The 13,579-nt window shown below is 43.2% G+C and carries 14 protein-coding genes; 1 reads left to right on the top strand and 13 read right to left on the bottom strand.

Annotated elements, in window-relative coordinates:
- Nucleotides 1-3: 3 nt before the first annotated feature.
- The 13 genes from O9316_RS02470 to O9316_RS02410 form a co-directional block, all read right to left on the bottom strand.
- Nucleotides 4-1,395, bottom strand: a complete 1,392-nt coding sequence (locus O9316_RS02470) for a hypothetical protein (RefSeq protein WP_298203737.1) — start codon at nt 1,393-1,395, stop codon at nt 4-6.
- 3 nt (nt 1,396-1,398) lie between these two features.
- Nucleotides 1,399-2,235 (bottom strand): GNAT family N-acetyltransferase, encoded by an 837-nt coding sequence (locus tag O9316_RS02465; RefSeq protein WP_298203738.1) that lies wholly within the window; start codon nt 2,233-2,235, stop codon nt 1,399-1,401.
- On the bottom strand, nt 2,229-3,152 hold the full coding sequence (locus tag O9316_RS02460) for a polysaccharide deacetylase family protein (protein WP_298203739.1): 924 nt from the start codon (nt 3,150-3,152) through the stop codon (nt 2,229-2,231). The genes O9316_RS02465 and O9316_RS02460 overlap by 7 nt, the downstream gene beginning before the upstream one ends.
- 219 nt (nt 3,153-3,371) lie before the next feature.
- Nucleotides 3,372-4,163, bottom strand: a complete 792-nt coding sequence (locus O9316_RS02455) for an FkbM family methyltransferase (protein WP_298203740.1) — start codon at nt 4,161-4,163, stop codon at nt 3,372-3,374.
- A gap of 13 nt (nt 4,164-4,176) precedes the next feature.
- On the bottom strand, nt 4,177-5,298 hold the full coding sequence (gene neuC / locus O9316_RS02450; protein ID WP_298203741.1) for a UDP-N-acetylglucosamine 2-epimerase: 1,122 nt from the start codon (nt 5,296-5,298) through the stop codon (nt 4,177-4,179).
- Entirely contained in the window at nt 5,295-6,281 is a 987-nt protein-coding gene (locus tag O9316_RS02445; RefSeq protein ID WP_298203742.1) for a glycosyltransferase family A protein, read from the bottom strand. The genes neuC and O9316_RS02445 overlap by 4 nt, the downstream gene beginning before the upstream one ends.
- A 5-nt stretch (nt 6,282-6,286) precedes the next feature.
- On the bottom strand, nt 6,287-7,327 hold the full coding sequence (locus tag O9316_RS02440) for an N-acetylneuraminate synthase family protein (protein WP_298203743.1): 1,041 nt from the start codon (nt 7,325-7,327) through the stop codon (nt 6,287-6,289).
- Nucleotides 7,324-8,013, bottom strand: coding sequence for an acylneuraminate cytidylyltransferase family protein (locus O9316_RS02435; protein WP_298203744.1), 690 nt, complete (start codon nt 8,011-8,013; stop codon nt 7,324-7,326). The genes O9316_RS02440 and O9316_RS02435 overlap by 4 nt, the downstream gene beginning before the upstream one ends.
- The gene (locus O9316_RS02430) at nt 8,010-8,921 is read right to left on the bottom strand and encodes a glycosyltransferase family 2 protein (RefSeq protein WP_298203745.1); all 912 of its coding nucleotides are present in this window, start codon (nt 8,919-8,921) and stop codon (nt 8,010-8,012) included. Before O9316_RS02430 ends, O9316_RS02435 begins: the two co-directional genes overlap by 4 nt.
- Nucleotides 8,915-9,928, bottom strand: coding sequence for a glycosyltransferase family A protein (locus O9316_RS02425; RefSeq protein WP_298203746.1), 1,014 nt, complete (start codon nt 9,926-9,928; stop codon nt 8,915-8,917). Before O9316_RS02425 ends, O9316_RS02430 begins: the two co-directional genes overlap by 7 nt.
- Nucleotide 9,929: 1 nt before the next feature.
- Nucleotides 9,930-10,604 (bottom strand): FkbM family methyltransferase, encoded by a 675-nt coding sequence (locus O9316_RS02420; protein ID WP_298203747.1) that lies wholly within the window; start codon nt 10,602-10,604, stop codon nt 9,930-9,932.
- A complete protein-coding gene (locus tag O9316_RS02415; protein WP_298203748.1) occupies nt 10,601-11,878 on the bottom strand; it encodes an ABC transporter ATP-binding protein in 1,278 nt (425 codons plus the stop codon). The genes O9316_RS02420 and O9316_RS02415 overlap by 4 nt, the downstream gene beginning before the upstream one ends.
- Nucleotides 11,878-12,756, bottom strand: a complete 879-nt coding sequence (locus O9316_RS02410; RefSeq protein ID WP_298203749.1) for an ABC transporter permease — start codon at nt 12,754-12,756, stop codon at nt 11,878-11,880. The genes O9316_RS02415 and O9316_RS02410 overlap by 1 nt, the downstream gene beginning before the upstream one ends.
- An 83-nt stretch (nt 12,757-12,839) precedes the next feature.
- On the opposite strand from O9316_RS02410, the gene O9316_RS02405 reads away from it, so the two are divergent.
- Nucleotides 12,840-13,574, top strand: a complete 735-nt coding sequence (locus tag O9316_RS02405; protein ID WP_298203750.1) for a CpsB/CapC family capsule biosynthesis tyrosine phosphatase — start codon at nt 12,840-12,842, stop codon at nt 13,572-13,574.
- Nucleotides 13,575-13,579: the final 5 nt, after the last annotated feature.

Raw genomic sequence — 13,579 nt, 5'->3', positions numbered from 1 at the left:
GCGTTACGACCATTGGTAAAGAGTATCAGCGATTCGAGCACTGGTTCCGGGTAAGGGCAATCCGATTTCGAGGTCGATAAAAGCTTTTCTTTGGTCACTTTGCTCGTCACGTCCTGATAACATTTCATTTAAAGTCTTCAAAAAAGTTTCTTTATCCTTAACTATATTTGAACAATGGGCATTGACCATATGCTTTAAATGCTCGTAATTCAAAAACTTTTGATCGTCAAACATTCCATTTTGAGGATTTCCAAAAACTGGGTTAATCACCGGTTTATCAAACAAACAAGCATCCAAAGTAATCGTAGAAAGCACGTTAATATTTAAATCACAATGCATCAATAAAGCTTTTAGATCACTCAAATCAGAAGCCGATGGAACACGTTGAGACCATTGCTCTTGGTGATTGCTTCTTTTGTTTTCCCAAGCGGGATAATTCCACCGAATAAAAGGAAACTCTTGCGACAATTTTTTGAATCGTAAAGGCTCTTCCGCTGGTGATGTACGAACAATTAGATTGACCGATTTCACCAATTCATTATTCTGAATAAAGCTTGCCAATTGTTCCAAATACAAAGGGTCATTTTTGCTTGTTGAATCGTTACATGTAAATAAAATGATTGGCCATTCAGGATTTAATTCGAATTTTTGACACAAAAGTTCTTTAGAATATCCATACCGATCTAAAACATACGGTTCAAATTGTGGTGTCCCTACTACAGCTACCTGATGGGGTTTTACGGAGCTGTAAAAATGTAGAAGCTCTTCTCGCATCAAGGAACTCCAAACAAGAAAAAAATCAAAATTCCCTGCCATTCTTCCCTTAGAAGCCAAGTTATCCCAACTAAAAATAAAAGTAGATGTTTTTATCGCTAACTTTTCGGCGGCAAAAATTAATGGGGCAACATAAGGAGGCCGTTGGTGGGTAAAAAAGAGCTGGGTTATGCCATACTCTTGTAAAAGTTTGGAATAACTTTTCGTTACAGAATGACGCGCAAAAGAGCGCTGTTGCCATGCATTAAACCGTAAAATCCATTCTTCGGAGTGAAAAAAACGGGTGAAGTTTATAATCAATCGTGTAGCAATACCTCGAGTTGTGATTGCCGTAGCATTGTTTAAATCAAAATTATCTTGAATTCCAAAGTTGGATTTTCGGTGTAGCTGAAGGTGCGCCGTTTCTTTTGCCTTTCGAAAAAACCAATGTTTAAATTGCTCTGTAAATACTTCCAACTCGACAACTTCGCAGGAAACAGAAAGTTCTTCAAAGGTAGACTTGGGCAGGCATGAAAAAATTACAACACGGTCAAACTTTTTTTGAGCTTCCGCTAAAAAATCGGTTAGAATAAAGTTTCGAAAACCAACACCATCGGTAATGACAACACCTAAACACTTCATAACTTACAAAATACTTCCAACTCTTCCATGATCGGAAAAGGAACGATGAACGATAAAATCTTTATCAACAGGCTCTTCTGAAAGATAGGTAATATCACAAAAATAATTGGGTTCAATAGGATTTAAACGCCAGGGAACAATGGACTTATAATCCAATACCCAACCCTTTTTCTCAAACTCTCGGCACCGTAAATCATTCCAAGAAGTAATAAAATCAATCCAATGGTAACCTAATTCCCAAGCTTTTTCTTCAGCAAATCCAATGTTATCAACATCCACAAAACGAAGCCCGCCAACAAGTTCCTGAGAAAAGGCTGTTTCGGTAGGTGATAGCCGAATGCCTTTTATGGTAGGTTGTTGAAAATAATGGGACTCTGTAGTTAGAAAAGCATCAATGTTAACCTGAACCGGTACGCAGACATGTTCAAGCGTCGGACTATGAAGAGCAGGATTAATTTTAACATAACGAACCAAATCATGGTAACGATACCAGCGCATATTTCGGTACAAACCTAATCCAGCTTCATTGGCCGCTGTAGCAGCTAAAGGATAATATTGACGAGCAAGTGCATACAAGCGACCAAGAATTCCTTTTCCTCTGCATTCTTCATCCAAAAAAACATTGATTATCCATGCCATGCCTCCCCCAAAATTGGCCCCTACATGTCCTACAATTTCCTCTTTTTCGTTAAGACAAATAAAAGAACGACCATGAATTGGATTACCATATTGCCACTCCCAAAATGCACGATTTTGCAAGGGATGGTTTGTTCTATAAACTCGGGTAAAAAAGGATAACAATTGATCCCAATCTTGAGTTGTAGCTTCGCGTGTTACCATAATTTTTTTGTATAATTTTTACCCCCGGGCAAATCATTACAATCAAAACGATTTAATCGCATTGGGTTTGTAAATTGATCATTTATTCCTCTTGTAGCCATAAAACCTAACGAGTGACCCCTTTGCATTGCTATTGTGGAAACGAGCTCTGGAGCAGCTTCATAGGTGCCATAAGGGAACGAAATTGCCATGGGACGATGATTTGTAATTGTTTCAAAGATAAGGAGGGTTTTCTCAATTTCAGAATGAATCGCTTCTGGTGAGAGCAAACCTAGTGGATAGTGGGAATGGCTATGACTTCCGAGGCAATCTCGTTGGGCTAAGTCGGTAAGTTGCTTTTCAGTAAAATAAAGTTCTGGTCCCACGAGTTCCTCTTGAAAATAGAGATCAAATATTTGATTGGCAAAGTGCTCTTGTTGTACAAAATCCATTTTAAAATTCAACAAATACTTTACCGTTGCTGCCTCTGTAGTATCATACACATACGTGGCTAAGGCGCTTTCTTTTTCCTTCTCGGTAAGATGCAAATCAAAATCGTCTTTTAATTGATGCAGTAACATTGACGAAGCGATTTGGGAACGTATCAAATGAAGTTTGTGCACAGTACTCACTTTTTGCTGTTCATAGTACAATGAATTCGCAAAAAAAAGCGCTTCCATTTCTAAGGCGTCCAATATCGGGAGAGCATATTCATACTGCTCCCGTAATCCATCGTCAAAGGTGATTAAAAGATACCTCTGAGAATCCGCCAAAATTTGCTGATAATGTGAAACGAATTGCTGGGGCGTGATAGCAACAAATTCTGATTTCAATTGCAGTAACTGTGCTTCAAATTGTTCGGGTGTAACGCCAAAAATACTGGGATAAGGGGCCTCAAAATGAGGTCGAATATAATGATAGTTACTTACAACAAGCATGTTACTATTTTAAAAAAGCGAAATTATCCTTTTTAATTCTCAATTGCTAAAATAAAAACAAAAAAAACGCTGAAGCAAAGCCCAGCGTTTTTAAAATGATCTTTTGCAAATTAGTTAAAAATAATCTTTTTGGTATCGGCTTTTTTGCCATTGATCCATAAGCTTACCCCATATACCCCAGTGCCGAAGTTGTCCTTAAGTAAGGTTTTTTGGATGGTGTTACCCCGCAAACGTTAAAATTTCTTGGCGGGTTAACCGAATGGTTTGGTGTGGATACCCGAGTTGGGTCAAAAAAGCTTCCACCCATGCATACGTGGGAGCACCGTTTACGATATGATAGGTCGCTATCGCCATCTTGGGGTGCAGCGTACGTAAGGTTTCAACAGCGCCCTCCAAAGCTTCAATCTCAGCGCCTTCAATATCCATTTTTATAAAATCCAAACGGGTCAATCCCAACGATTCCACCCAAGTATCAATGGTTAAGGCTTGTTTTTTTACAATGGCCTCGCCACTGGAAAACCATACCGCAGACGAACCTACCGTACCCGATTCCTGAAAATCGACCCACGTATTGGCATTCCACAACAACTCAGGCTGCACTACAATGCGGTCTTGCAACTCGGGATTAATCGCCAAATTCCGTTGAACATCGCGAAGGTTATGCGCATCGGGTTCGAAACAATATACTTTGCCCGAAGGTCCCACAAGTTGTGCAAAATACAACGCCAACATGCCGACATTGCCGCCCGCATCCATGACCACATCACCGGGTTGGGGTTTGTATAATTTTTGATAATAAAAAAAATCGTTGGCTACCGTATACACCGGGTCGACCGTGCGAATCGAAACGCCTTCAATCGTTGTGCGGTAAATCCAACCCGAAGCGGTGGTTTCTAAAGCAAATCGAATACCTCGTGGCGCACGCCATTGGTAATACCGTAACTTTAGTTGCTCCCGAAATAAACCTTGGGGCACGAGACGACTGAGGAGGAATTTGACTCTTTTTTTCACTACAACTCAAAAATTAACGGTCTTTAAACTGTTTTTGGTGGTTAATGTCCCACAACCCCGGGCGTTGCAAAGCTTCAAGAAATAGCGCTGCACTGTTGCCCGCTCCAAAATCGGAAGCCGAAGGTTGCACAGCATGCGCATCGATTCCCTTCAAAGCTTCTCGAATGGCTTCCAAAGAATAGTCGGTATTGATGATATCGGCATGCAAGGCACGATTTTGCTGCCGGGTACCAATATTTATAATCGGCACGCCATAATAGGGCGCTTCACGAATGCCCGCACTGCTGTTTCCGATGATGAACTGCGCATTTTTTAACAGGGTCAAAAAGTACTCAAACCGCAAGGAAGGAAACACCCGAAACCGCGGATGCCCTTGAAAAGCAGCGTAGGCGTCTAGAATTTTTTGACTGCCCAAATCATTATTCGGATAAATCACAACATACTGACGGGTGTCATCAAGCAAGGCCTGCACCAATTGCTGGGCATAATCTTGCATGGCTGCCGCTTCGGTAGTTATAGGATGAAACATGAGAATTCCGTAGGTCTCAAACGGAATTTCATAATACGTTTTAGCGGTTTCGAGGGAGGGCAACTGATCGGAAAACATAATATCGACATCGGGCGACCCGATCGTCACGATAGACGGTTCCATTTCCCCCATTTGAATCAATCGATTGGCCGCTTCTTCATGGGAAACAAAATGCACGTGACTTAATTTGGACACACTGTGGCGTATCAATTCATCAACGGTACCCGACAATTCGCCGCCTTCAATGTGCGCGACCAAAATATTGTTGAGTGAACCCACGATGGCACCCGCTAGGGTCTCCACTCGATCGCCATGCACCACAATCATATCGGGTTGAACCGTTTTGACATACGCCGAAAATCCCGCAATGGTTTTGGCCAACGTCAAGTCCATCGTGGTTTCATGCGTATGATTTTCAAAGGTATGCACGTGTGAAAACTGACACCGTTGAATCTCAATGAGCGTGTAGCCATAGGTTTGTTGCAAATGCATTCCGGTGACAAAAACATAGGGTTCAAAATCGGGGTGTTCCTCTAGAATTTGAATCAAGGATTTGATTTTACCAAAATCGGCTCGGGTACCGGTTAAAAAAACAATTTTTCTCATGGATTGGGATAACGTAAAAAGAACAGTTTTTTGAACACCTCTTTTTGAATTTTGTACCAAAACGTTTTGTAGTCGATCATTTTTCCTTGTTGAAAAACAGGAGGGTCGTAGGGCGCTTGAGGCAGGGCTTGATTGTCTTTTTGTATAGCATACATCCAGGCATCGGCGGCATTCCCCATGTGATACGCCCAATTGGCATAAGTAGAAACCCGCATTTTTCCAGCTAAATCTACAGGCAAATCGATATAATTATACACCGAATGCTTCCCGATTAATATCAATGTTGGATCTTTGGGCACAAAATCACGCACAATCGAACGACGCATCGTTACAACACTATGTCCGCCTCCCATCAAAGCTTTGTGAGCCCCCAAATCAATGACAGGCCATTTCACCTGTACATCGTCAATGGGTTTCCAATTGATACTAAGGAGAAAACAATTGTAGTCCTCCATATTTTGGGGTAACGATTCGTAGTAAAAACGGTATTTCCCGCGAAGTAATTTTCGCATCGTAGCCACGGAGACATAACTGTGCGTGTTGCGAACCGATATGGGAGAAACCGACCCGATATCGGGATACGCATCCAAAAGCTGTTCCACCGCTTGTTGCCAGCCGTTTTTGAATAAAATATCGGTATCCGAAAAGGTAATATATTCTTCACGAACGCCGCGTGCTGCCTGCATCATGGCATCTATTTTACCCATATTTTCTTGGTGGTGAATCACACTATCGATGTGTCCGGACTCAAACAATGTATTGAAATAGGTTCGCACAGCGGCGCAACTCCCGTTGTTGACCAAGGTAATTTTTCCGTGCGCGTTAAACGTTTTTATCGCCGATTCGACACAGAGTTGGAGCACCTCAAAGGACGCTTGGTAATAATCACTAAAATCAGGAATATAGCAAACCATGATCATCCGGTGTTTGGATGTCAACGAAATAAAGCCTTCGCTTTTTTGGGGGTTCATTCCTACGCGCATAGTACTTAGTTAAAATCTGAAAAATCCAATTGTTCATCGGCCGAAATGGCACGGGTTGCTTTTTTTCCGAGCAACGACTCAAAATGTTCGGCTAAAATCTTTCCGGTTCCCGGTCGTTTTACCCATATATTGTCCTTGGTTAGCATTTCCCCTTCGGCAATGGGTGCGATAGAACAAACGGTGGCAAAAGCAAAATCGATGGTGACTTGTTCTTCGGCCGCGGGACGTTTTTCACCGCCACGCATTTGCCAAATTTCATTAGAACTTACGATCAATTCACGGCAGGCTTGTTCATCCATACTGCACACAATATCGGGACCGGTGCGCTGCATGTGATCGGTAAAATGGCGTTCCAAAATACTGGCCCCTAACGCCACTGCCCCAAGGCATGCATTGTTGTTTAGGGTATGATCCGACAATCCAAACACTTTATCAGGAAAAGCTTCATGCAACTGCGTCATGGCGCCCAGACGAACGAGTGGTATGGGCGTGGGATACAAATTGGTGGTATGCAAAAGGGCTACGGGAACTTGATGGCGGTCAAAAATAGCCACCGCCTTTTGGACACTTTCGATGGTATTCATGCCCGTACTTAAAATGACCGGTTTTCCAAAAGCCGCAATATGTTCGAGTAGCGGATAATTGTTGCATTCGCCCGAGCCAATTTTGTACGCTGGAATATCAAATTGCTTTAAGCGTTCGGCGGCAGCACGGGAAAAAGGGGTAGAAATAAAGAGCATTCCTTTGCGTTCCACATAGGATTTTAACGCCCATTCATCGGCTTCATTTAAAGCACAACGCTCCATAATTTCATAGATAGAAACCGTGGCATTGCCGGGAATAACCTTTTTGGCAGCACCACTCATTTCGTCGGCGACAATATGGGTTTGGTGTTTCACAACCTCAGCACCCGCACGATGCGCGGCGTCAACCATGGCTTTGGCCACTTCCAGATTGCCTTCGTGATTAATACCAATTTCGGCGATGACCAAGGGCGGGTAATCCGGTCCTATTTTGCGACCAGCGATTTCAAAGTAAGGATTCATGGGTGGTTTGATTTATGTTGGGTTTTATAATAATGAAAACAAAAAGTAGCATAGGCAAAGTCGGCTTCCGTATCGATATCGACGGTGGCAAATGGATGGGTAACGACTAAGGGATAGCAGGTTTCATCCATCACAGCGCCACTGTTGATTAACGAAGGTCGACAGACATAGAGCAAGCCATTTTCATAAAACAACGGTTCCATATCTTGACTGCGTTGGCCAAAATGGTAATTAAAAGGCACAAAGCGCTGCTCATGGATACGTCCTAATTTATGGGGATTGGGCGAAACGGTAAACAATCCCGAAACGTTATGCTCGGCAAAGTAATCCAAAGCTTCGTCCAAAAGTCCCAAAGGGCGCAACGGATTGGTGGGTTGCAACACCACTACCCCATCAGGGGATTCGGTTAATTGTGCCAACACATGTTGCAAGGCCGAAACCGTAGGAGCTTCATCACCCGATAATTCGCTAGGCCGTTGGATAACTTCGGCACCATAGTCCAAGGCCACGGCTTCAATCGCAGGATCATCGGTAGTTACGATCACCCGCTGGATACGCGAAGAAGCTTGTGCATACCGAATACTGTGGGCAAGTAAGGGCAGGTCACCCAATACACGAATGTTTTTACCGGGCAAGCGTTTTGACCCGCCACGGGCAGGAATAATGGCGATATACTGGTTTGTCATGGGTTAGGTTTCCAGAATATAGGATTCAAAGGTAACTTTTTCATCCGAATATACTGCATTTTAGTCAATCGGTATCGGTTTTGAAACAAGTCGCCTAAAGTGCCCAATATACTAAAAATCGCACGAAAAGTCGCCCAAAATGCCACATAATCCCGTGCTTTTAATTTATTGTAAAACTGCATGACCGTACAATACGCCAAGGTATACGGAAGGCGAAAATAGGGGTAAAAAGTCATGTAATTGCGAATACTATTGGCAAACGCCTTTCGCTGTCGGTAAGCATAATCGGCATCGTTTTTTCGTAGGCGCACTTCCACTCTATGGTGAACCAGTAGATCGGGGACATAATGCATTTCCCATCGTTTCTGAAGCAGCGCCATCGCGGCAAACTCTTCTTCACCATAAAATTCATAAGGCTCGGGATAATCGGGAATGGTTTCCCAAGCGGTTTTGCGCCAAACATGTCCACAGCCTACAAATCCAAAACCATTGTGGGGTAAGGCGTCCGTATGGAGAGAATCGGGTAACGTTTTTCCCCAAAAAACACGACAGGCTATGAGTCCGCAACGGGGATACTTTTCAAAGTGATGCTGTATGATTTCAAGGGGTTGCGGCAACACCAAATGCGCATCATCATCCAAACTGATTAAATACGGCGCTTTGGCGGTATGCAACAAAAAGTTTCGATTATAGATATACCCTCGGGGTTCCGGGTGAGTAAAAAGCTGTACCTGTGGAAATTGTTCGTTCACAAAAGCAGTAGTACCATCGGTAGAACCGTCGTCGACAATCAAGCATTCTACATCGTCACGCTGGAATAACGGGAAAAGTTGTTGCAACGTAAACTGTAATTCCGGCCAACGGTTGCGGGTGGAAATTATTATACTAAAAACAGGAATAGTTACCATGTATCGATCACTGATTTTGGAAGTCCTTTACGAAGAATACACCAACGGAAAAGCAGTGGTGTGTTCATGATTATTCTTCGCCAAAACCGATACCGCCAAAAGTAAACGAGACGGTTAATCTTGGGCGCAGCGGCTGACAATGCAATGTGTGTTCGCGTAGCAGTTTTGGGCATCGGGGGTGGAACTTCCATCCAAGACTCTTTTACATTGCCCATGTGAAAGGCATAATTGGACTGCGTAGTCACTTTATGATAATGAAACTGATAAGGTTTTTCTTCGAGGTACCATTCCGAATCCCCGCCCAACTGATGCGGAACGGACTGCTGTAATTCACGAAACACATCCCGTCGAAAGGTAGTCACCACATGACCCGAACCTACCCACATCGATTTGCCATTTTCGGTATAGAGCAAGTTATACTGCAAATGGTTTGGATTATAGTCGCGATTCCAACCAATACTGTCGTAAAAACGTTCGCCAGCCGCAACATCGGGAAGTTGGGCAAATCGCAAGCGGGTTGAAAACAAATGTTCCCACACCAACGAAAATCCATCGACACGAAATAAATTCATCTGCGGAATGAGTCCCACTGCCCCTATTCGTCCCACTTTTTCAAACAAATCGATGGTCTCTTCTTGCCACCCCGGTTGAAACAACACGTCGGCATCGGTGAGGGTTACCAATGGGGTTTGATGACCCACCAATCCTTTCAAGAGCGCATTGACTTTTCCGATGGCGGTGGTATGGATAATTTCATGCACAGTGCCCGCTTCTTGTCGGCGATTCAATTCTTGCACAACAGCTTCGCAAGAGCCGTTGTTGACTACGGTGATCAAGGTAAACGGCTGCACTGTAGCGGTTAGGGAGTCTAAACAATACTGTAAAATGGATAGACTATCCTTAAAGTAGTCCGTTTGGTGGGGGATATGCACGGGCACCACTACTTGATGGAGGTACTTGGAAGGCGGAACCAACTGATCTTTGTTGGGATTAAATCCAGAGCGCATATTACAAACGGTTGTCGATGTAAAAGGTATTGCCGAGATTTCCTTTAGTAACCACTTTACCGATAAGGGTATACCCTACGGAAACGAGGTAGTCATGCATTTCCGAAACCAAGTCTTCTTTTAGCGGTAAATCGGATTCAACCACTAAAAACCGAGGACGAAAACGCGCCCAATCATTGGTTTTCAACACTTCAAGATCGTATCCTTCCACATCCACATCAAAGAAATCCAAACGATCGCCAGGTTGCAAATGCCGCTCCAGTATAGTCGCCAATGGAATGGTCGGAACGTCGAGTACTTTTTGAATTTGCGATTGCAATTCCCGTTTTTCAATAAACCCATAATCAAGGGTATTCATCGAACTGTCGGGAAGCATATAATATTTTAAATTGAGGTCTTGGGATCCTAAAGCACAATTCTCAAAAATATCGGTAGGACGAAACTTTTGATACAAAGGGCGAAGTTCGGGATTGGGATCAATACAAATGCCTTTCCATCCGTGAATGTAAAACAAATACGTATTGGAGGCTTTCACGGGATGCCAACAACCGATGTCGACATATACACCGGGCGTACGATGAATGATTAACTTCATCAGTTGCATGTCCTCACCCGCCTTAGAAAAGCTTATATTATAACGGCGATAGATGAATTCTCGAATTTTGTTCGCTATCATTTCAATGTCCAATTTTGATTCAATAAAAAAGCGCCATGCTTCCGCGCAATGGGCATTTGACCCGTATGGAAAAAGTTGGAAGCCAACACGTCTACTTCAAACGCGTCGGTAATTTCGTCACAAAACCCTCCTTTAAAGGCCATCCACGTTTTGGCGGTATATTTTCCCTCCGCCAGGGCCATAGAAGGCACGATACATTCGATGGATTGCACCTGACCTGAATCAGAGACTTGGGCGTGGGCATCGTACCGATTGGAAACGGTAAATACAGGATAATTCAGTTCATTTCGAAAGACAACATAAAACGCCAAAGACGAAGCCTCCTTGGCCGAGATGGGTTTGTTGAGAAAAAACTGCATGCGTAAGGGATCACCGGAAGGTAGTTGCGTGTAATTCACCTCATCGCTATTGATCAAAAAGCGTTCTACGTATAAATCGCCATCTGATTTACGAATTAACTTCCCACTACTTTGCGACAAATTAGAAGCCAAATACTGTTGAATTCCTTCATCGGTGGGCATGCGAGTAGAGCATTCGCCATTTTTCAAAATAATTACCGAATCGGTCAAAGCATGAATAGCGGTCATATCGTGACTGACAAACAACACGGTGCGCCCTTCCCCTTTGGAAATGTCTTGCATTTTACCAATGGCTTTCTTTTGAAATTCGGCATCGCCTACAGCCAAAACCTCATCGACCACCAAAATTTCGGGTTCGAGATGCGCTGCTACCGCAAAAGCCAAGCGAACGGTCATCCCGCTACTGTAGCGTTTTACGGGAGTATCGATGTAACGTTCACAACCCGAGAATGCAATAATTTCATCTATTTTGCGATCGATTTCTTTTTTGCGCATTCCTAGAATCGCGCCGTTTAAATAAATATTTTCGCGGCCCGTCAATTCGGGATGAAATCCAGTACCCACTTCGAGCAAACTAGCGATGCGGCCTTTGATTCGAATTTCCCCTGTGGTAGGTGCGGTAACACGGGACAAGAGTTTGAGTAATGTACTTTTTCCGGCTCCATTTTTACCTATAATCCCTACTGCATTGCCTTCTTGTACATCAAAATTGATATCGCGCAAAGACCAAACGATATCCGAATCGGACTTCACCGTTCGATCATTAACCTCTCCTACTTTCAAAAAGGGGTCTTCACGACGTAAAATTTTAGTCACCACAAATCGCTCCAAGTCGCGTGAAATGGTACCGGTACCGATTTGTCCGATTTGATAGGCTTTGGAAAGCTGGTGAACTTCTATAACAGTGCGTGGCATCAGATGGTATCGACGAACGTACGTTCGGTTTTGTTAAAAATCAAAATCCCCAAAAACAACACCACTAAGGTTACCCCAGTAGTATACAATAAGCTATACGTAGTAAATTCTCCTTTTCCTAAAAAGGCATAGCGAAACGTCTCGATGATAGTCGTCATCGGATTCCATGCAATCCATTTTTTATATTCGGGTTGGATATAACTCAACGGATAAATCACCGAAGTAGCATACATCATGAGTGACACGCCAAACGTAACCAAAAAAGTAAGATCCTTGTATTTGGTGGTAATGGCTGTAATAATCAAACCTAATCCGAGTCCCAAAAGCGCCATCAGCAAGACTAAAAAAGGAAAAAGAAAAATCCCTTCCGTAAGCTGAAACGAGGTATTGGGGATAGGATAGAGCGTAAAATAACCCATCATGGCGATGAGCAACAATAATTGCACTCCAAAACGCACCAGATTACTCACTACGATACTCAAAGGCATAATCAAACGCGGGAAGTATACTTTGCCAAAAATATTGGTATTGTCTTTAAATACGGTACTGGTTTTGGTTAAGCAATCGGAAAAATAATTCCAAGCTGTGATGCCGCACAAATAAAAAAGCGGGTGGGGCAAACCGTCGGCGCTAATTCCTGCCAAATTCCCAAACACGAAAGTAAAAACGAGGGTAGTGAAAAAGGGTTGAATAAAAAACCACAGTGGCCCTAGAATCGTTTGTTTATAAAAACTTACGAAATCGCGTTTTACAAACATGAAAAGTAAATCACGGTACCGCCATAAATCCTTGAGGTGGAGTGCAAAGATGCCTTGTTTCCCTTTGATGATGAGATCCCAGTCTTCGGTTTCGTTATGTGGACGTGTATGTTGACTCACAAGGGTTGGGTTATTTGTCGGGCAAATATAAAACTAAATCACGAATTAGTTACCTTTACCGCGCTTTTAAAACGGATAATTTCATGTGGTTCTTCAAGAAACAAAAACCAGTAGTAAGCAACTTAATTCCTGAGGGTTATGTCGACATCCATTCGCATTTACTCCCCGGAATTGACGACGGTTGTACTTCGTGGGAAGAGACGCAACAGCGGTGCATGGAATTGAAAGCGTTGGGGATTCATCACTTTACCGCTACGCCTCATATTATGGCGGGCGTTTGGCACAATACTAGGGCTACCATCGAACCCTTAGCGCAGTCGTTTTCAGACCATATCCCTTTAGACTCGGGTTCGTTGCATTGGGCCGCCGAATATATGTTGGATGCCGATTTTACGCAAAAACTTCAGGAAGGCCCCCTTTGTACCTTAAAAGATAATTTGGTTTTGGTTGAAATGTCCTACCAACAGCCTCCTTTGGCTTTATACGACTGGCTGTTTGAGCTTCAAGTTGAAGGCTATCGTCCAGTAGTAGCACATCCAGAACGGTACAATTTTTATCATGGTAAAATGGACGAGTACCGACGTCTTAAAAAAGCAGGGTGTTTATTTCAATTGAATCTTCCTGCGCTAACAGGGTATTATGGCTGGCCGGTCCTCAAAACGGCAGAATTGCTATTACATGAAGGACTTTATGACTACTCAGGAACCGATGTGCACCATGAAAAACACGTGCTCGCCTTACGCCAGCCCCTAGCCGTCAAAAACGAAAAAGCCGTAATAGAATTACTGCAAAAAAATGTAGGCTTTTACGCGAAATAAGTTAA

The sequence above is a fragment of the Flavobacterium sp. genome, from assembly GCF_027533505.1.
Taxonomy (GTDB): Bacteria; Bacteroidota; Bacteroidia; order Flavobacteriales; family Flavobacteriaceae; genus Flavobacterium.
The sequence above is the reverse complement of the archived record's forward strand: the minus strand, read 5'-3'. Positions and strand labels throughout refer to the sequence as shown.

Coding starts and splice junctions, on each gene's coding strand:
- O9316_RS02470 (WP_298203737.1), bottom strand. CDS start 1,395: ATGAAGTGTTTAGGTGTTGTCATTACCGATGGTGTTGGTTTTCGAAAC.
- O9316_RS02465 (WP_298203738.1), bottom strand. CDS start 2,235: ATGGTAACACGCGAAGCTACAACTCAAGATTGGGATCAATTGTTATCC.
- O9316_RS02460 (WP_298203739.1), bottom strand. CDS start 3,152: ATGCTTGTTGTAAGTAACTATCATTATATTCGACCTCATTTTGAGGCC.
- neuC (WP_298203741.1), bottom strand. CDS start 5,298: ATGAGAAAAATTGTTTTTTTAACCGGTACCCGAGCCGATTTTGGTAAA.
- O9316_RS02445 (WP_298203742.1), bottom strand. CDS start 6,281: ATGCGCGTAGGAATGAACCCCCAAAAAAGCGAAGGCTTTATTTCGTTG.
- O9316_RS02440 (WP_298203743.1), bottom strand. CDS start 7,327: ATGAATCCTTACTTTGAAATCGCTGGTCGCAAAATAGGACCGGATTAC.
- O9316_RS02435 (WP_298203744.1), bottom strand. CDS start 8,013: ATGACAAACCAGTATATCGCCATTATTCCTGCCCGTGGCGGGTCAAAA.
- O9316_RS02430 (WP_298203745.1), bottom strand. CDS start 8,921: ATGGTAACTATTCCTGTTTTTAGTATAATAATTTCCACCCGCAACCGT.
- O9316_RS02425 (WP_298203746.1), bottom strand. CDS start 9,928: ATGCGCTCTGGATTTAATCCCAACAAAGATCAGTTGGTTCCGCCTTCC.
- O9316_RS02420 (WP_298203747.1), bottom strand. CDS start 10,604: ATGATAGCGAACAAAATTCGAGAATTCATCTATCGCCGTTATAATATA.
- O9316_RS02415 (WP_298203748.1), bottom strand. CDS start 11,878: ATGCCACGCACTGTTATAGAAGTTCACCAGCTTTCCAAAGCCTATCAA.
- O9316_RS02405 (WP_298203750.1), top strand. CDS start 12,840: ATGTGGTTCTTCAAGAAACAAAAACCAGTAGTAAGCAACTTAATTCCT.